At 25.8% G+C, this 18,040-nt stretch carries 16 protein-coding genes and 3 tRNA genes; 5 read left to right on the top strand and 14 right to left on the bottom strand.

Annotated features, from left to right (window positions below):
* Positions 1-8 precede the first annotated feature (8 nt).
* The 6 genes from recA to H0H71_RS00165 all read right to left on the bottom strand — a co-directional run bounded on the left by recA (position 9) and on the right by H0H71_RS00165 (position 5,536).
* Positions 9-1,001, bottom strand: a complete 993-nt coding sequence (gene recA / locus H0H71_RS00190; RefSeq protein WP_185856098.1) for a recombinase RecA — start codon at positions 999-1,001, stop codon at positions 9-11.
* A gap of 58 nt (positions 1,002-1,059) precedes the next feature.
* Positions 1,060-2,139 carry a lytic transglycosylase domain-containing protein gene (locus H0H71_RS00185; RefSeq protein WP_238784455.1) on the bottom strand — a complete coding sequence of 360 codons (1,080 nt, stop codon included), beginning with the start codon at positions 2,137-2,139 and terminating at the stop codon, positions 1,060-1,062.
* Between the two features lie 105 nt (positions 2,140-2,244).
* Complete coding sequence (locus H0H71_RS00180) at positions 2,245-2,436, bottom strand: Sec-independent protein translocase subunit TatA/TatB (RefSeq protein WP_185856094.1); 192 nt, start codon at positions 2,434-2,436, stop codon at positions 2,245-2,247.
* Between the two features lie 176 nt (positions 2,437-2,612).
* On the bottom strand, positions 2,613-3,629 hold the full coding sequence (locus H0H71_RS00175; RefSeq protein WP_185856092.1) for a sugar phosphate nucleotidyltransferase: 1,017 nt from the start codon (positions 3,627-3,629) through the stop codon (positions 2,613-2,615).
* 33 nt (positions 3,630-3,662) lie between these two features.
* The gene (locus tag H0H71_RS00170) at positions 3,663-3,989 is read right to left on the bottom strand and encodes a dCTP deaminase/dUTPase family protein (protein ID WP_238784454.1); all 327 of its coding nucleotides are present in this window, start codon (positions 3,987-3,989) and stop codon (positions 3,663-3,665) included.
* A gap of 50 nt (positions 3,990-4,039) precedes the next feature.
* Positions 4,040-5,536, bottom strand: a complete 1,497-nt coding sequence (locus H0H71_RS00165) for a lipopolysaccharide biosynthesis protein (RefSeq protein WP_185856090.1) — start codon at positions 5,534-5,536, stop codon at positions 4,040-4,042.
* A gap of 163 nt (positions 5,537-5,699) precedes the next feature.
* On the opposite strand from H0H71_RS00165, the gene H0H71_RS00160 reads away from it, so the two are divergent.
* The gene (locus tag H0H71_RS00160) at positions 5,700-6,392 is read left to right on the top strand and encodes an ATP-dependent Clp protease proteolytic subunit (protein WP_185856447.1); all 693 of its coding nucleotides are present in this window, start codon (positions 5,700-5,702) and stop codon (positions 6,390-6,392) included.
* A 24-nt stretch (positions 6,393-6,416) separates the two neighbouring features.
* On the opposite strand, the gene H0H71_RS00155 is transcribed toward H0H71_RS00160, so the two are convergent.
* The 5 genes from H0H71_RS00155 to H0H71_RS00135 all read right to left on the bottom strand — a co-directional run bounded on the left by H0H71_RS00155 (position 6,417) and on the right by H0H71_RS00135 (position 9,585).
* Positions 6,417-6,490: transfer RNA gene (locus H0H71_RS00155), tRNA-Arg, on the bottom strand.
* 88 nt (positions 6,491-6,578) lie between these two features.
* A tRNA-Pro gene (locus tag H0H71_RS00150) sits at positions 6,579-6,653 on the bottom strand.
* Positions 6,654-6,656: 3 nt separating this feature from the next.
* Positions 6,657-6,741 (bottom strand) — tRNA-Ser (locus H0H71_RS00145).
* 71 nt (positions 6,742-6,812) lie between these two features.
* Positions 6,813-8,861, bottom strand: a complete 2,049-nt coding sequence (locus tag H0H71_RS00140; RefSeq protein ID WP_185856088.1) for an HD family phosphohydrolase — start codon at positions 8,859-8,861, stop codon at positions 6,813-6,815.
* Between the two features lie 220 nt (positions 8,862-9,081).
* On the bottom strand, positions 9,082-9,585 hold the full coding sequence (locus H0H71_RS00135; protein ID WP_185856086.1) for an Lrp/AsnC family transcriptional regulator: 504 nt from the start codon (positions 9,583-9,585) through the stop codon (positions 9,082-9,084).
* A 210-nt stretch (positions 9,586-9,795) separates the two neighbouring features.
* On the opposite strand from H0H71_RS00135, the gene tsaD reads away from it, so the two are divergent.
* Positions 9,796-10,833 carry a tRNA (adenosine(37)-N6)-threonylcarbamoyltransferase complex transferase subunit TsaD gene (tsaD, locus tag H0H71_RS00130; RefSeq protein ID WP_185856084.1) on the top strand — a complete coding sequence of 346 codons (1,038 nt, stop codon included), beginning with the start codon at positions 9,796-9,798 and terminating at the stop codon, positions 10,831-10,833.
* On the opposite strand, the gene gcvP is transcribed toward tsaD, so the two are convergent.
* Complete coding sequence (gene gcvP / locus H0H71_RS00125; RefSeq protein WP_238784453.1) at positions 10,830-13,706, bottom strand: aminomethyl-transferring glycine dehydrogenase; 2,877 nt, start codon at positions 13,704-13,706, stop codon at positions 10,830-10,832. The genes tsaD and gcvP overlap by 4 nt on opposite strands.
* A 146-nt stretch (positions 13,707-13,852) precedes the next feature.
* Between gcvP and mdh the strand changes: the two genes are divergently transcribed.
* Positions 13,853-14,797, top strand: coding sequence for a malate dehydrogenase (mdh, locus tag H0H71_RS00120; protein WP_185856083.1), 945 nt, complete (start codon positions 13,853-13,855; stop codon positions 14,795-14,797).
* A gap of 10 nt (positions 14,798-14,807) precedes the next feature.
* Positions 14,808-15,353, top strand: coding sequence for an NAD(P)H-dependent oxidoreductase (locus tag H0H71_RS00115; RefSeq protein WP_185856082.1), 546 nt, complete (start codon positions 14,808-14,810; stop codon positions 15,351-15,353).
* A 7-nt stretch (positions 15,354-15,360) separates the two neighbouring features.
* Here the strand turns inward: H0H71_RS00115 and H0H71_RS00110 are convergent, their stop codons facing one another.
* Positions 15,361-15,987, bottom strand: a complete 627-nt coding sequence (locus tag H0H71_RS00110; RefSeq protein ID WP_185856081.1) for a thiamine diphosphokinase — start codon at positions 15,985-15,987, stop codon at positions 15,361-15,363.
* Positions 15,984-16,733 carry an LPS export ABC transporter ATP-binding protein gene (gene lptB / locus H0H71_RS00105; RefSeq protein WP_185856080.1) on the bottom strand — a complete coding sequence of 250 codons (750 nt, stop codon included), beginning with the start codon at positions 16,731-16,733 and terminating at the stop codon, positions 15,984-15,986. The genes H0H71_RS00110 and lptB overlap by 4 nt, the downstream gene beginning before the upstream one ends.
* A 75-nt stretch (positions 16,734-16,808) precedes the next feature.
* Here lptB and H0H71_RS00100 point away from each other — a divergent pair, with 75 nt between their 5' ends.
* Positions 16,809-18,035 (top strand): peptidylprolyl isomerase, encoded by a 1,227-nt coding sequence (locus H0H71_RS00100; RefSeq protein ID WP_185856077.1) that lies wholly within the window; start codon positions 16,809-16,811, stop codon positions 18,033-18,035.
* Positions 18,036-18,040: the final 5 nt, after the last annotated feature.

The following is an 18,040-nucleotide window of genomic DNA, read 5'->3' as shown; positions in this document are numbered from 1 at the left end:
ATTTGCTTCTATTGAAGATATTTATTAATTATATTTTTTTGCATTTCATTTATAATATTTTTTTTATCTTTTAAAAATTCTCTTACAGAATCTCGTCCTTGACCTAATTTTATATTTCCATAACTAAACCAAGATCCGTTTTTTTTAATAATTCCTAAATCTACACCTAAATCAAGTATTTCTCCTATTTTAGAAATTCCTTCTCCGTATAGAATGTCAAATTCTGCCGTTTTAAAAGGAGGAGAAAGTTTGTTTTTTACTACTTTTACTTTCGTTCTATTTCCTAAAATTTTTTCTCCATTCTTTATTTGACTTCCTTTTCGTATATCTAATCGTATAGAAGAATAAAATTTTAAAGCATTTCCTCCAGTAGTAACTTCTGGATTTCCATATACACCTATTTTTTCACGTAATTGATTAATAAATATTAGGATGCTTTTAGATTTTCCTATACTGGAAGTGATTTTTCTCAAAGCTTGTGACATTAATCTTGCTTGTAATCCAATTTTAGAATCTCCCATTTCTCCTTCAATTTCACTTTTAGGAGTCAAAGCCGCTACTGAATCAACTACTATCATGTCAATGAATCCGGATCTAATTAAATTATCTACTATTTCAAGAGCTTGTTCCCCATTATCCGGTTGAGAAATGATTAATTCCTTTATATCTACTCCTATTTTTTTAGCATAAATACAATCAAAAGCGTGTTCTGCATCAATGAATCCTGCAAATCCGCCTACTTTTTGCGATTGAGTAATTGCATGTAAAGCTAAAGTTGTTTTTCCAGAGGATTCGGGGCCAAATATTTCTATAATTCTTCCTTTAGGAAATCCTTTTATCCCCAAAGCAATATCTAAACTAATCGATCCAGAAGATATAATTTCTAAATTCTCAATCTGAGAATCTCCCATTCGCATGACTGTTCCTTTACCATAAATCTTATCCATTTTATCTAAGACAAGTCTTAAAGATCTTTTTTTTTGTTCAAATTTTTCATTCATAATCTTGAAAATAAATTTTTTCAGTTAGAAAAATGAAACATGATATAAATAATTTATCTTATTTTTTTTCTCTTTTTTTTGTAAAAAGGATTGGAGCTCTTGAGATTGAAAATCTACTGAAAGATACTTTTTCAGGTAAAGTGATATAGTCCATAAAAAAAAGGTATTGTGAATTGAGAAATTTGAAATCTGTAGTATTTAATGATGTAGAAGTAGAAAATAATAATTTGAAAGGAATTTTTTCTTTTTTTAGAGATTTATTAGAATCAATTGACCTTGTTTTTTTGTACTTATTCGAAGTATGGATATTATGTTCTATGTAATAATTCATTATATAATTAATGGCAATAAATTTAGGAATATAATTTTGAGTTTCTTTGGGAAGTGTTTCCCATAGATTCCAAAAATCCTTTCTTTTTTTTTTGTAACGGATTAATTTATCTATTCTTCCCGGACCTGCGTTATAAGATGCTAAAACCAATTCCCAGTTACCTATTTTTTTATATAAATATTTTAAGTATTTACAAGCAGCTTCTGTTGATTTTACGGGATCATTTCTTTCGTCATAACCATTATGATGAATTTTTAGATTATATTTTTTTCCTGTTCGAGGCATAATTTGCCAAATTCCTTTTGCTCCCGCTTGAGAGGTAACAGTAGAATTTAAATTTGATTCTACGATAGCTAGATATTTTAATTCTTTTGGAAGATGATATTTTTCAAATTTTTCTTCAAACATAGGAAAATAGGTATAAGATAATAAAATAATTCTACCTATATATTTTCCCATACGTAGATACCCTTCAACCGCAGCATGAACAAGAGTATTATATTTTAGTATTTTTATTTGTGATTTTTGATTAAGATGGAAGATTCTTGATTTGAGTTCATCAGCATTAATAGTGGTAATAATAACATTTTTTTTATGGGGGGGGGGATAATATTGTTTTAATTTTTTTTCTGGAATATATTTTTTTTTGATTCCAGAAATTTTTTTTAAAGAATTATCTATGTATACTAAATCAACATTTTTTACAGGTGTTTTTTTTAAATAAAAAATAATTACGTTTTTTTGTTCAGAAAATGGTTTTGATGCTGATTGTAGAATCAGGCTTCTTAAGATTAAAATAAAAAACATAATATTTCTTATTGTTATCATTAATTAGTTTTAAAAAAACACGTATCGTATACGTATAATTATCAATAAAATAAAATGAAATTTAACAGAGAATGAAAGAAGTTTCTATTCTTCTTCTACTACAGAATCTTCTTTTTCAGAAGCTTTTTTGAACTCTTTCAATCCTGTACCTAATCCTTTCATTAGTTCTGGGATTTTTTTCCCCCCGAAAAGTAAAAGTGCAAGAATAACAATTACCACAATTTCTGTGGTCCCAAAAGTTCCAAGTAGCATGAAAAAAATAAAAACAAAATCCATTGGATGGAATTTTTATTCAAATATAAAAAAAATTTTTAATTGTTTTTAATTCTGTTAATTAGATTGTTTTAATAAAATATTTCTTTTTTTTTTAGAAAAGAATATTTTATTTTATAGGAATGAAACCCCTTTTGAATTATTCTAAGTTTTTTTTAAAAAAACTAATTAATTAGTTTTTAAAAAAAAAACTTAGAATAATCTCCTAGACTAACTTCTTTTTCTCTTCCAATATAGGAAGTGTAATTTCCAATCATGGAATTGGAAATGTTAGCATGGATAATTTCTGTATAATTTTGGATTAAAGATTTTTCTATTTTACTGTTTTTTATTTTTGTATATTGTCCTATTGAGACATAAGGTCCGATAATACAATTTTCAATAATTGTTTTTTTTCCTATAAAACAAGGTTTTATAATTAAACTATTTTTTATAATCGATTCTTTGTGAATTAATTCTAGTTTGTTATTATTGTGCTCAATAGATAATATTTTTGAATTAGACGAAATGGTACTTTTTTTATTTCCAAAATCCATCCATTCTTGAACTTGTTTTACAACAAATCGTTCTCCTTTTTTTCTCATATTTTCTAATGCAGATGTTAATTGATATTCCTTTTCATTTTTTATGTCATGATCTAATATATATTGTAGTTCTTTTTTCAAAAGAGAACTATTTTTAAAATAGTAAAGACCAATAATTGCTAGATTCGATACAAAATTTTTTGGTTTTTCTATAAAATGAGTAATAAAACCTGTAGAAGGATCACATTTTACGATTCCAAATAAACTAGGATTTTTTACTTTTTTTGTCCATATAATATTATTATTAAATTCATTTTTTAGAAAAAGATTATCATTATAATATAAAGTGTCTGAAAAAGCAACAAAAACAGGTCCTTTTAAAGAATTTTTAGCCTTAAGTAAAGCATCTGCAGTTCCTAACGGTTTTTCTTGATAATAAATGGTTCCATCTAGGCCCATATTATTAGCTATATTTATCAATTTATTTTCTATTTTTTTTTCTAAATTCCTTATAATAAAAATGATTTCTTTCATTGGAATAGATTGAGACAGATTTTCCAATAATCTTTTCAAGATTGATTTTCCGGCAATAGAAATCAATGGTTTAGGGGTATTTAAAGTATGTGGACGAAGACGTGATCCTTCTCCTGCCATAGGAATTATAATTTTCATTTCAATATCATATTGAGTTTTATAAAAATATTTTTATATTCCTGTACTTCCAAAACTATTGCTACCTCTTATACTTTTGTTTAGTTTATTCGATGATTTCCATTTGATTTCAGGAGTTTTAGTAATATCCATGATTGCTATTTTTTCATAAGGTTGAATAATTAGAATGGATTTTAAGGATAAATTGATTATAACTATTTTTATTTGTTTTAAAAAAAAGTCAGTTGGGGATTTTTTTTCTGAGAAATGAATTAAACAGACAGTTCGAGAATCAATTATTTTTTTTTTTATAAAAAAGTGATTTTCATTTATTTTGGATAATTTAATATAAATCGCTGTGGGGATTAATATTCTTTCCAAAAAGTTTATGGAAATAGATTTTTTTATATAAGCCCTTAAAAATAAAAGTGTCAATTTAGATATTCTTTTTTACTTTTTCTTACTAATCTAGTAAACAATTTTCTTTCTAAAAAAGAAACAATAATTAAATACAGAAATTGGAGAAAAATACGAATTTCTATTTTATTTTTATTACTCACTATTACTAAAAAGAATGCAATCAATAAATATACAATGATTTTCCACGTTTTTTTATCTCTACTACAGAATTTAGTAAATTTTTTTTTACTCCAAAAATATAATACTAAAACCATACTTCCATAAGAAGTTAATGTTCCCCATGCAGGAATCATAAAACTAGGAATTAATAAAAAAATTCCATTAAATAAAATGGTAATCAATACACCTATCAAAGAAATATAAGTTCCTATAATAGGTTTATCTATAATTTTATAAAAAATAGATAGATTTATGTAAATCCCTAAAAATAAATACCCCATCATGATTATTGGAATAATGGAAATTGCAACATGGTATTTTTTATCAATCAAAAAACCTAAAAACATAGAAATATTTCCACATATCAATACATAAAATATTAATCCAATAATGACAAATATATATGTGATTTCTTCATAATAATGTCTTGCATCAGAATCTTCTGACTTCTTAAAAAAAAAAGGTTCGATTCCTAATCGAAATGCACGAATGTATAAACTCATAAAAGATGCTATCTTATAGCATGCAGAATAAGACCCATTCATTTCATCAGATAGCCATCTTTTGATCAAAATTTTATCAAGATTTTCATTAAGAGAAAAAGCAATGGTTCCAAACATAATAGGAATTCCATAACACAACATTTTTTGAGCAAGAATTTTACTAAATTTTTTTAGAGAAACTTCCTTTAAAAGAATAGGAAAAACTAAGAAAAAATTAGTTAAAGAAGAAATCATATTCGCAAAAAAAATATAACCAGTTTTATCTGTAAAAGAATTTACCAATTCAAAAATTGAAAAATAAGATTTTATGAGTGGAATGTTTGAATTACTATTAGTAGCATTAGTAGTAGTACTATTATAACTAGTAAACATATATATTATAAAAATAGATTGTATTAAGATGTTTACAATATTTATAATTGTATATTTTATAGCTTTTTCATTAACACGAAGCCAGGCCATAGGCAGAATACAAAGAGTATCAAAAAATATAATAAAAAAAAACAGAAAAAAATATTCTGAATGATTTTTATATCCTGCAATGGAAACTAAATATTTTATAGAATTCACAGAAATGATCAAAAAAAAAGATATGATAAATAATTGGACTATAACTCCTGTTGAAAAAACAACCTTTTTATTATAAGTTTTTTTAGACAAAAATCTGAAATAAGTATTTTCTAATCCGAAAGAGAGAAAAGCTATAACTAAAAAAGAGAGTGCATACATATCACTATAAAGTGAAAATTCTTCTCTTTTTAAATATTTAGTAAAAAATTTTAAAAAAGCATAGTTAATAATTTTTGGAAAAATGGTCCCTATAGAATAAACAATAGTTTGAATCATTAATTTTTTGTACAAACTCAATAAATTTTATCTTAAAACAATTTAACAAAAATCATCTCATAATAATTTCTACATTTTTTATTCATATTTTCATATGAAAATTTTTCGTATTTGTGTATAGATAAGAATTATGAGTAAATTTGAAAAAGATAACTTCTTAAAAATGGATTATAATCACAATAAAAAAAATTCAAAAGAATTTATAAAATATGTTACCAGACATAAACGAATTAATAGTTTAACAATTGATAGGTATATTAAATCAACCACTCCTTATATTGTTGAAGAACGAAAACTGAATGTCGCTCAAATGGATGTTTTTTCTAGACTAATGATGGACCGTGTTATTTTTTTAGGAACACCTATAGAAGATCAAGTAGCTAATATTATTCAAGCTCAATTGTTGTTTTTACAATCTGTAGATTCTTCGAAAGATATTCAAATCTACATTAATTCTCCGGGAGGAGATGTCTATGCTGGGTTAGGAATATATGATACTATGCAAATAGTTGAACCAGATGTTGCCACTATTTGTACAGGAATGGCTGCATCAATGGCAGCTGTTTTGCTTTGTGCAGGAGTCAAAAATAAAAGATCTGGATTAAAACACTCTAGAATTATGATTCATCAGCCAATAGGTGGAACGCATGGGCAAGTTTCAGATATTGAAATCACAGTTCGTGAAATTTTAAAATTAAAAAATGAGCTTTATGAAATCATTTCCATTCATACAGATACTCCCATTGAAAAAATAGAAAAAGATTCAGATAGAGATTATTGGATGACTTCTGAGGAAGCTAAAAAATATGGAATGATAGATGAGGTTTTAAAAGAAAAAAAATCTAAAGTCTCTTAATATCTTAATATTTAGATTAATTCGTGATCACGACAGGATTCGAACCTGTGACCTACTGCTTAGAAGGCAGTTGCTCTATCCATTTGAGCTACGTGATCAATAAAAATATTCCGTTTTATTTATACGTTATGAGCATAATAATAACTTGACTGACATAATGTGATGATAGTAAATTAGTCAGTCGAGTCGGGGTAGCAGGATTTGAACCTACGATCTCCTGGTCCCAAACCAGGCGCGATAACCAAACTACGCTATACCCCGTTGCGGAGAATGTGGGATTCGAACCCACGCGGTATTGTTATACCGACAGTTTAGCAAACTGTTCCGTTAACCACTCCGGCAACTCTCCCCATTTTTTTTAACACAATAATAAACAATTTACAAAATTAAAAAGATCATATCAATAAATAAACAAATTGATTATTTTTTTTTATTGATATGATTATTATACATGGGGTATTCTATCCTAGTATGATAGATGTTTAGTAACTTTTTTTTAAGAACTTGTTTGATTTTTTCTATTTCTTTCAAAGTAATATCTGAATTTGAAAACTGATTTTCTTCTTTTTGTTTATTAATAATATTTTCTACTAAATTCTCTAAATTTTTATCAGATGGATTCTTTATACTTTTTGAAGCTGCTTCTACAGAATCACATATCATCACAATAGCGGTTTCTTTCGAAAAAGGTTTAGGACCAGAATATTTAAATTGTTCTTTTTCTATCCAAATATTAGGATATTTCTTTTTTTGTTTCTCATAAAAATAATGAACCATACTATTTCCATGGTGAGTTCTTATAAAATCTGTAATTGGGTCAGGTAAATGGTATTTTTTTGCTAATTCTATTCCAATTGAAACATGCTCCAAAATAATTTTAGCGCTTTCTTTTGGACTCAAATATTCGTGAGGATTAATTGTTATATTATGCTGATTTTCTGTAAAAAAAATGGAATTTTTGATCTTTCCTATATCATGGTAAATAGCCCCTATTCTTACTAGTAATGAGTTAGCTCCGATAGAAACAGCTGCTTCTTCCGCTATATTTGCTACTGTTAATACATGTTGTAAAGTACCGGGAGCTTTTTTGGATAATAATCTTAATATAGGGGTATTAATATCAGAAAGTTCTAATAAAGAAATATCTGAAGTCAGATTCAATAGTTTTTCGAAAATAAATATTAATGGATGGACAAATAAAGTTAACAGTCCGCTAAAAAAAAATAGTGAAAAAGTGAATAAAGAAATTTTTTCTAAAGTTCCTTCTCTGATTAAAGTAAGTAAACAAAAAATAACTATAGAAGTTCCCGTGATTTTTCCTACAGTAAAAAATAGATTTTTCATTTTAAAAATGTTTTTTTTTGTTAACATGACTAAAAAACCTGTAGTGATTTGAATAAAAATAAATTCGAAACTATTTGGTGTTATTAATGATAACAATAAAATTGTTATTAAATGAATAAAAAAACTTAAGTTGAAATTGAAAAATGCACGAACACTTATGGGAAGAATACAAAAAGGAATTAAATATAATGTTTTAGAATAAAAATTTAAAGTGAATATTGTAATAAATGATATAAATAATATATTAATTACTAAAAAATTAATTTCTCTATTGTTTTGAAATATTTTATTTTGAAAATAAAAAAGATATAGAATAAATATAGAAAATATCACACTAATGATTAAAAAGTGTCCTATCATCAAATAATAGTTCTTTTTTTTATTCCATATTCTTGTTTCATATTCCTTTCTAAAGAAGGATAAAATTCTAAATTTAGATTCATTTATAACATCATTTTTACCGATAATTCTTTCTCCCTTTGCAATTGAATATTTTATTTTTTTAATAGATTTTATTTTTTCATTGAAAATTTTTTCAGTATAGTTTTTTTCATAATTAAGATCGGGAACTATAGTTTTTCTTAATATTTCTTTTACATGAATACTATTTTTAGGGATGACCCTTTCAATAAGGTGATTCACCTTATCAGAGGTGTAAATATTTTTATAAGAAATGTATCTCCAATATTTTTTTTTGTAAATAGAAAAGAAGATATTTTTTTTTGTTGATTGTATTGAAAAATTTTTAGTATTTAGATATCCATATCTGTAGATAGTATTGACTATTTTAAATATTTTTTTTCTAGTTCTAGAAACTAATTTTTTTTTTATTAATTTTTTTTTTATTTCTTTGACTACTTTTGTATTTTTATAATAAAAAAAATTTTTTTCTTTTTTTACATTTTTAATTTCTAGATCAATTTCTTTTTTGTTTTTAAAGACAAAAAAATTAAATGGAGAAAATAAATCTTCATAAATCCAAGGTTTTCCTTTTGAAAATTCGTATTTAAAAATCTTTTTTTTTGGAAAAAAAAATGTCAATGCAAAAATAGCAATAAGTGTAACTAGAAACTTATCTAAAATTTTTTGATATGTATCAAATCTGAAGAGTGTATTATTATACATTACCTTAATAAAAAATTGAAACTATGCAATTTTTTGGAAGGATGAATATTTTACATAGTACATAGATAGAAAATAAATCTCTATTCTCTATACTTAAGTAGTTAAGAGAGGAATGAAATTCCCTATTTTTTTGATTTTTCTATGATATGTGGATTGTTTGTAGTATTATTTTATTCAGTTCTACGTTATTAATAATTTTTCTTACTTAAAATTCAATTCATTAAGATGATTGATGTTTTTGTAATATCTTAGAAAGTAATCTATTTTCATCATTAATGCTTTCCTCAAGACAAATTGTCGACTCTGTTCTAAGAACACCTTTTATTTCTCCAATTTTAGAAATAACATCTCTAGCATCTGAAGGATCTTTGGCTATGATTCTACAAAAAAGATTATATTTTCCGGAAGTAATGTACAATTGTACAATATTTGGAATTTTTTTTAGTTCTTTTTTAACTAATTGGGATTCTCTAGAATCAGATAATATTCCTACAAAAGCTATTAAATGAAATCCTAATGACTCATATCCAATAATCAATGTACTTCCTTTGATAATTCCAGATTCTTCTAATTTTTTGACTCTAACATGAACAGTTCCAACAGATAAAGGTTTAATTTCCTTGCTTATTTGTTTGCTGATTTCAGTATATGGAGTTCTAGCATTTAGGTTAAGTTTTTTGACAATAGTATTGTCTATTTCATCAGTATTATATCTTAGAATCATTGTTTTATATTTTTTTATTAAAGGTATTAAAAATACCAAGATACAAAACTTTCTTTTTAAGATGTATTCTATTCTTTTTCACTATATTTTCATAGTAAACTTTTTTTTTCATAAAAATTTAAGAATTTAAAAAATAAACTATCCGATAAAATAATGAAAAAGATTTATTGTGAATTGAAAAAAAAATAAAAATAAACCAATAAAAAAATTATGAAAAAGAAATTTATTGTAATTGGAATAGAAACCTCATGTGATGACACTGCAGTATCTCTTGTCAATCAAAATAGAAATGTGTTATCTAATATTATTATTCATCAAAAAATTCACGAAAAATACGGAGGAGTTGTTCCAGAATTAGCTGCAAAACTACACGATAGAAATCTTTTTAAGGCAGTTAATAGGGCCATTTCATCTGCAAAAATAAACAGAAATCAAATCGACGCTGTATCTTTTACGTTAGGTCCAGGATTGATAGGTCCTTTATTGGTAGGAGCTTCTTTCGCAAAATCATTTTCAATAGGACTAAGAATTCCTTTATTAAGTGTCAATCATGTACAAGCACATATTCTTTCTCAATTTATACAAGAAAAAAAAGTCTCTTTCAATGAGAGTACTCATCCAAAATTTCCTTTTTTATGTTTAATGATAAGTGGAGGTCATACCCTAATAGTAAAAGTTAGGGATTTTTTTGAAATGGATATATTGGGATCCACTTTAGATGATTCTGTAGGAGATGCTTTTGATAAAATAGCTAGAATGTTGGGCCTTCCTTATCCTGGAGGACCAAAACTTGATTTTTTTTCTAAAAAAGGAAATTCCAAAAAATTCATTTTTTCAAAACCATTAGTAAATGGATTAAATTTCAGTTTTAGTGGATTAAAAAGTCATATTTTACAATTTATTAGAAAAGAATCAAAAAAAAATCCATATTTTATTAGAAATAATTTATCTGATTTATGCGCTTCTATACAAAGAGTTATTGCTGAAATACTTTTGGATAAAGTAAAAAAAGCCATTTCAGATACCGGGATATTTAGAGTTTCTTTATCAGGAGGAGTTTCTGCTAATGATGAAATTAGGAGATTTTTTCTTGAAAAGAAAAAGAAAAAATGGGAAATTTTTATCCCAAAAAAAAAATACGCGACAGATAATGCTGCTATGATAGCTATCACTGGATTGCTCAAATATGAAAAAAATATTTTCGATCCTATCGATATTCCTTCATATTCCAAATTTAAAAAGTTTTAAGTACATGTACAAATTAGATTTCTATCTCCATATCCATCATTTATACGATTTACAGAAGGCCAAAATTTTCTTTTCTTGACCCAATCTAATGGATAAGCCGCTTTTTTTCTAGTATATGAATATTCCCAATTATTCTCTGTTAGTAATTCTAAACTATGTGGAGCATTTTTTAATACATTTTCTTCTTTCGAAAATTTTCCTTCTGAAATTTCATGAATTTCTTTTCGTATATTTACTAGTGTTTCAATAAATCTATCTAATTCTTCTTTCGATTCGCTTTCCGTAGGTTCTATCATCATACATCCTTCTACAGGAAAAGAAATGGTTGGTGGATGAAATCCATAATCTATCATTCTCTTTGCAATATCTATTACATCTATTCCAATAGTTTTCTTGAATTTTCTGCAATCTAAAATCAATTCGTGCGCTACTGTATCATTCTCTCCAGAATACAGAATTCTATAATGATTTTTTAATCTTTCCTTTATGTAATTAGCATTTAATATAGATATTTCTGTACATTTTTTAAGACCATCTGGTCCTAATAAACGAATATAAGCATAAGAAATAGGTAAAATAAGAGGGGATCCATATGGTGAAGAAGAAATTGTTAATGGGATTGTTTTTTCTTTTTTTCTTTGTAAAGAATTAGGAAGAAAAGGAGATAGATGGGGAGCAACACAAATAGGTCCCATTCCAGGCCCCCCACCACCATGAGGAATAGCAAAAGTTTTGTGTAAATTAAGATGACAAACATCTACTCCTAAATGTGCTGGTTTGACTACCCCTACTTGCGCATTCATATTTGCTCCATCCATGTAGACTTGTCCTCCATTTTCATGAATAATATCTATTATTTTTTTTACATGTGATTCGTATACCCCATGAGTTGAAGGATAAGTGATCATGAATACGGATAAAAAATCTTTATGTTCTTTTGCTTTTTTGAATAAATCATTTTGATCAATAGATCCATCTTTTTGAGTGGAAATTAAAATTACTTTCATTCCAGCCATCATTGCGGATGCAGGATTAGTTCCATGTGAAGAAGAAGGAATCAACGCGACATTTCTTTTAGATTCGTTTGATGAATTATGATAAGACTTGATTACCATGAGGCCAGCATATTCTCCTTGAGCTCCTGAATTAGGTTGTAAAGAAATTCCATCAAATCCAGTGATTTCTTTTAAATATTTTTCTAAATTATTGATGATAAATCTGTATCCTTCTGCTTGTATTTCAGGAACGAATGGATGAATGTTTCTCCATTCAAATTGACTTAAAGAAAATAATTCTGCCGAGGCATTTAATTTCATAGTACATGATCCTAATGGAATCATCGAATGTGTTAATGAGAGATCTTTTTTTTCTAATTTTTTTATATAACGCATTAATTCATTTTCTGAGTAAAATTTATGAAAAACTTTATGTTTTAAAAAATTAGAAGTTCTTTTTAAAGAACTAGGAATTCTATTATCAGATTCTTTTTTTTTATTTTTTTTGATTTTTATTTTTTTTTCATTTTCAATATCAACTTCATGAAAAATAGAAAAAATATGATCAATATCTTTTTGACAAGTAGTCTCGTCTAGAGTGATTGTTAAATGATTTTTATCTATATATCTAAAATTTGTTTTTTTACGTTCAGCTACTTCTTTTAATTTTTTTAAAAGATTTGTTTTTTTTATTTTAATTCTTAGAGTATCAAAATAAAATGTATTTATTTGATTGAGCCATTCAATGTCATTCACTACTAATAGTGATTCAAGTTTCTTAGTATTATTATGAATATTTTCTGCTATGATTTTTAATCCTTTTGGGCCATGATATACAGCATACATGGATGCCATTATAGCAGGTAAAACTTGCGAAGTACAAATATTAGAAGTAGCTTTTTCTCGTTTTATGTGTTGTTCTCTTGTTTGTAGTGCCATTCGGAATGCTTTTTTATTTTTTCTATCTAAAGATTCTCCAATAATTCTTCCTGGAATTAAACGTTTATATTTTTCTTGAGTAGAAAAAAATGCGGCATGAGGTCCCCCATATCCCATGGGGATTCCGAAAGACTGTGTAGATCCAACAACTACATCTACCCCCCATTCTCCAGGAGGTTTTAACAAAGTTAGTGCCATCAAATCTGTAGTAGATACTATAACAGATATATTTTTTCTTTTTGCGTATTCTATTGTTTCTCCATAATCATAAATTTCTCCTAAAGAAGTGGGATATGGAAGGAGTAATCCAAATATTTTTTGTCTATTATATTTTTTTATATTTTCATAATAATCTTGAATGAGATTTATTCCTATTCCATAACATCTTGTTTTGATGAGATCAAACGTCTGGGGGAGAATTTCATCTGAAACAAAAAAATATGGAGAATTTTTTATGCGATTTTTTTTTAGATTATATTGATAAATCATAAATATCGCATCAGCTGTTGCGGTCCCTTCATCTAACATAGAAGCATTGCTAATATGCATTCCAGTAAGATCTGAAATCATAGTTTGAAAATTCATTAATGCTTCTAAACGACCTTGAGAAATTTCTGATTGGTAAGGAGTGTATGAAGTGTACCAACTTGGATTTTCTAAAATATTTCTTTGGATAACGGATGGGGTTATAGTATTTTTATATCCCAATCCTATATAGGAACGATAAACTTTATTTTTTTTACCAATTCTATGAATATGATTTAAATATTGGTATTCAGAAACGGAGTTAGGAAGATTTAGTTTTTTTTTTAAACGGATTTCCTTTGGAATTGTTTTAAAGATTAAATCTTTGATAGAATTACATTTTAATATTTTTAACATTTTTGTAATATCTTCATTGTTAGGCCCTATATGTCTATAATAGAATTTTTTTTTCATGAAATCCTCATTTATAATATATAAAATAAAATGTGTTGATTTTTTCTTCTTCTAACAAAGATAAAATAATTGATAAATATTTTTAATTCTTATCAAAATTGATACATTTGTTATATCAAATACATACAATAATAAATAAATGAAAAATGAAAGTTACTATTATTGGAGCAGGAAATGTTGGGGCGTCATGTGCCAGTCTTTTATCTCAAAAAAATATAGTGGAAGAAGTTGTTTTATTAGATGTGAGAAAAAAATTTTCTGAAGGAAAAAGTTTAGATATTTCTCAAATGCTATCCATTATAGAATCCAATACTCATGTTCTTGGAATTACTAATGATTATTCAAAAACAAAAAATTCTGAAATCATTATTATTACTTGTGGAATACCTAGAACACCAGGAATGAGTCGAGATGATTTAATGAATACTAATGCAAAAATTATTCATTCTGTGACAAAACAATCTCTCTTTTTTTCTCCAAAAGCAAAATTTATAATAGTCTCTAATCCACTGGATGTTATGGCATATGTCAGTTATATCACATCCAAAATAGACTCTTCTCGTATAATAGGAATGGCTGGAATATTAGATTCAGTTAGATATCGTTATTTTTTATCAAAAGAGTTAAATTGCTCTCCTCATGATATACAATCTATGTTATTGGGAGGACATGGGGATACTATGGTACCTTTATATAGATATACTTCTATATCTGGAATTCCAATTAGTGAATTTTTATCGAAAGATAAAAATCAGGTAATCATTGAAAAAACTAAAAAAGGGGGGGAAGAAATTGTGAATTTATTAGGAACATCCGCTTGGATGGCACCTAGTGCATCTATTGTACAAATGGTAGAAGCTCTTTTAAAAAACTCTAAAAAAATTTTATTATGTTCTGTTTTTTTAAAAGGAGAGTACGATTTGAAAAATGTGTATTTGGGTGTTCCAGTTATTTTGGGGAAATCTGGAGTTGAAAAAATTATAGAGTTGAAATTAAATAAAGAAGAAAAAAATCTTTTAACAAATTCTGCTAATCATATAAAAAATATGATGAAAAAATTAAAATTAAACGATATTAATTCTATTATCTAGGGGTTCAAAAATGAGAAAAATTTTGTTTTTGATAGCACATCCTAACATAGAAAAATCTATTTTGAACAAAAATATTGTAAAACGAGTTAAGAAGAATAAAGAAATAATTATACGAAATTTATACAACATCTACCCTGATTTTAAAATCAAAATAGATGAAGAAATTAAGATTGTATTAAATGTAAAATTTCTTGTTTTTCAATTTCCACTTTATTGGTACAGTTATCCATCTCTCCTAAAAGAATGGAAAGATAAAGTTTTTACAAAATTATATAATGATGAAAGAAATTCCCTTTCAGGGAAACATCTATTAGTATCTGTTACCTCTGGATCAGAAGAAAATTCTTTTCATGCCGGATCTAGAAATAATTTTACTCTAGATGAGTTTTTACGCCCCATTCAACAAACGGCGTTTGTTCTTAATATGATTTATCATGGATATGTACATATTTCAATGAATAGAATATTAGAAGAAAAAAAGAAAAAATTATATGTTTTAGAAAAACATACGGATCAAATTCTTTTTAAGATTAAAAAATTTATTCTGACTGAATGAGTCAAATTTATCTTTCTATAAAAATTAATAATTCTCCTTTTTCGTAATTTATTTCTATTTTATTTTCAATACTTTCATTCCTGATACCTATGTACTTTCCTATTTCTAAAAATCTGTTAGTAAGAGAATATCTTAATCCATAAGTTGATAGTCCTTCTACTTTTGGAAATGGAAAAAGAGATATTTTTTTATTTTTTCTACCCAAAAGAAAATTTTTTTTAAAAGAAAAAAAATAAGAATGATAATTATCATGAAAAATAATGGATAATTTGTTTTTGTATTTCAATGCAGTAGATAAATTACCTAAAAAATGATCTTGTTCTTTTCCACTAGCTCCCCAAACATTTATATTGTAATAACCTTTTTCATAGATTATTTTCAATGCTTTTTCAAAATCTGTATAATTTTGATCGGAAGTTACGAAAATTTTTTTCGAAAAAACTTTTTTTTTAATACAAGAATCAAAATCCCCTATTACACAATCAACTTGTATTTTTAATTTTTTAAGATAGGAAAAAGCTCCATTTACAGCAAATATTTTTTCGTAGAGAAAATAATATTTTTTATAGTCATTTATTGGAGTTTCTCCATTTAAAAATAATCCAACTTCTGGCCCATCAAAACGGTGATTCATTCCTTTCTATTTTTTGAAAAAAATTTTTGAAATTTTAAATGATTTCCTAAATAAACTTTTTTTGCTATAGGATCTTGTATTAATTCTTGATAAGTTCCATCTTTTATGATTTTTCCTTCAAACATTAAATAAAGACGATCTGTTATAAAAAATGTTTCTTGAACATTATGATCCGTTATTAAAATACCAATTTTTTTCTTCTTTAAAGAAAGAAGAATTTTTTGTAATTCTTCTGTAGCTATTGGATCAATTCCAGAAAAAGGTTCATCTAAAAGAATAAAATCAGGATTTCCTGCTAAACATCTAGCTATTTCAGTACGTCTTCGCTCTCCCCCAGAAAGAAGATCCCCCCGAATTTTTCGTATCTTTTGTAGACCAAACTCTTCAATCAATTTTTCTGTTTTTTTTTTTCTTTCTTTATAAGAATTTTTTTGCATTTCTAATATGCACAAAATATTATCTTCTACAGATAATTTTCTAAAAATAGATGTTTCTTGTGACAAATATCCAATTCCCTTTTTAGAACGATGATAAATAGGATATTTAGTGATATCTTCTCCATTAAGAAAAATTTTTCCTTGATCTGGTCTAATCAATCCTACTATCATATAAAAAGAAGTTGTTTTTCCAGCTCCATTTGGACCTATCAATCCAACTATTTCTCCCCTATTTAATTTTAGAGAAAAATTTTTCACTATGGATTTTTTTTTATGTTTTTTGTACATATTTTTGATTACCAAAGTCATAATTCTTAATTAATGATTTTAAATATTCAAAAATAATTCAATATATTATATTGCAAATTTATTCTAACATCAATCATGATCAAGAAATATTTTTTTATTTTTTTCTGTTATCCACTTTTTTCTTTGGATTTGGATAAGATAAATGGAATTTCTGCGGTAATAGGAAATGAGATTATTTTAACTTCAGAAGTTAAAAATTATTTAGATTTTTCTAATGAAAAAATGTCCCTTTGTAAGGGGTTAGAAAATCTTATGAGTCAGAAATTAATTCTTTTTCATGCTAAAAAAGATCCTGATATACAGATCTCAGAAGAAGAATTGACTGCAAATATTTTTTTTAGGAATCAAAATAATCATTCTGAAAAAGATTTTTATGTAAAATTAATTGAAGAAATAAAAAACAAGCAATACATAGAAAAATTTAATCAAAAAATTTTAAAAAATATAGAAGTATCTCCAGAAGAAGTGAGATCATTTTTTTATAAGAACAAAAAAAAATTCTCCAATGTTCCTAAACAAGTTTATATATCTTATATGATTTTTTATCCAAAATTGAGTAATTGTCATAGAAAAAAAATTCTTGATCGATTAAGAAAAATAAAGAATGAAATACATTCTGATATAGATTTTTCTCTGAAAGCTATTTTATTCTCTGAAGAAATCCATTCTGCACTCAAAGGAGGACTTATTCAGGGGATCAAAAAAGAAAACCTATCAAAAGAATTTGAACGTACCATTTTTTCTTTAAACGAGAAAGAAATTTCAGAACCTTTTGAAACAAATTTTGGATTTCACTTAGTAAAAGTAGAAAAAAAAATAGGAGATAAGATAGATATAAGACACATTTTTATTAAACCTAAATATACAGAAAAAGAATTTTCTAGAACAAAATCATTTATTAATTCAATCAAAAAACGGATCATAAATCAGGAAATGGTTCCTAATACTAAAACTAAAACAATTTCCAATGAAAAAAATGCAGTAGTGAATAATTCTTTTATATGGAAAAAACAATGGATTGAAGAAAATAATCTTCAGGAAAAAATGAAAAAGGCATTATCTCATTTAAAAAATGGAGAAATTTCTGATCCTTATAAAGAAGTTTTAAATAATAAACAAGAAGTTTTTTTCCTTGTTAAATTATTGAAAAGTATCCCTTCTCATAAAATTTCTTTAGAAGAAGATTACACAAGATTAAAGAACCTTTTAAAGAACATTAAAAAAGAACATGAAATTAAAAATTGGGTAAAGGCTCAATTAAAGAGAACTTATTTTAGAATAGAGGAAAAATCTTGTACATAATACAT

Source organism: Blattabacterium cuenoti (assembly GCF_014251375.1).
In the GTDB taxonomy this organism is placed as follows: domain Bacteria; phylum Bacteroidota; class Bacteroidia; order Flavobacteriales; family Blattabacteriaceae; genus Blattabacterium; species Blattabacterium cuenoti_K.
The sequence above is the reverse complement of the archived record's forward strand: the minus strand, read 5'-3'. Positions and strand labels throughout refer to the sequence as shown.

Coding starts and splice junctions, on each gene's coding strand:
- recA (WP_185856098.1), bottom strand. CDS start 1,001: ATGAATGAAAAATTTGAACAAAAAAAAAGATCTTTAAGACTTGTCTTA.
- H0H71_RS00185 (WP_238784455.1), bottom strand. CDS start 2,139: ATGTTTTTTATTTTAATCTTAAGAAGCCTGATTCTACAATCAGCATCA.
- H0H71_RS00180 (WP_185856094.1), bottom strand. CDS start 2,436: ATGGATTTTGTTTTTATTTTTTTCATGCTACTTGGAACTTTTGGGACC.
- H0H71_RS00175 (WP_185856092.1), bottom strand. CDS start 3,629: ATGAAAATTATAATTCCTATGGCAGGAGAAGGATCACGTCTTCGTCCA.
- H0H71_RS00165 (WP_185856090.1), bottom strand. CDS start 5,536: ATGATTCAAACTATTGTTTATTCTATAGGGACCATTTTTCCAAAAATT.
- H0H71_RS00160 (WP_185856447.1), top strand. CDS start 5,700: ATGGATTATAATCACAATAAAAAAAATTCAAAAGAATTTATAAAATAT.
- H0H71_RS00140 (WP_185856088.1), bottom strand. CDS start 8,861: ATGTATAATAATACACTCTTCAGATTTGATACATATCAAAAAATTTTA.
- H0H71_RS00135 (WP_185856086.1), bottom strand. CDS start 9,585: ATGATTCTAAGATATAATACTGATGAAATAGACAATACTATTGTCAAA.
- tsaD (WP_185856084.1), top strand. CDS start 9,796: ATGAAAAAGAAATTTATTGTAATTGGAATAGAAACCTCATGTGATGAC.
- gcvP (WP_238784453.1), bottom strand. CDS start 13,706: ATGAAAAAAAAATTCTATTATAGACATATAGGGCCTAACAATGAAGAT.
- mdh (WP_185856083.1), top strand. CDS start 13,853: ATGAAAGTTACTATTATTGGAGCAGGAAATGTTGGGGCGTCATGTGCC.
- H0H71_RS00115 (WP_185856082.1), top strand. CDS start 14,808: ATGAGAAAAATTTTGTTTTTGATAGCACATCCTAACATAGAAAAATCT.
- H0H71_RS00110 (WP_185856081.1), bottom strand. CDS start 15,987: ATGAATCACCGTTTTGATGGGCCAGAAGTTGGATTATTTTTAAATGGA.
- lptB (WP_185856080.1), bottom strand. CDS start 16,733: ATGACTTTGGTAATCAAAAATATGTACAAAAAACATAAAAAAAAATCC.
- H0H71_RS00100 (WP_185856077.1), top strand. CDS start 16,809: ATGATCAAGAAATATTTTTTTATTTTTTTCTGTTATCCACTTTTTTCT.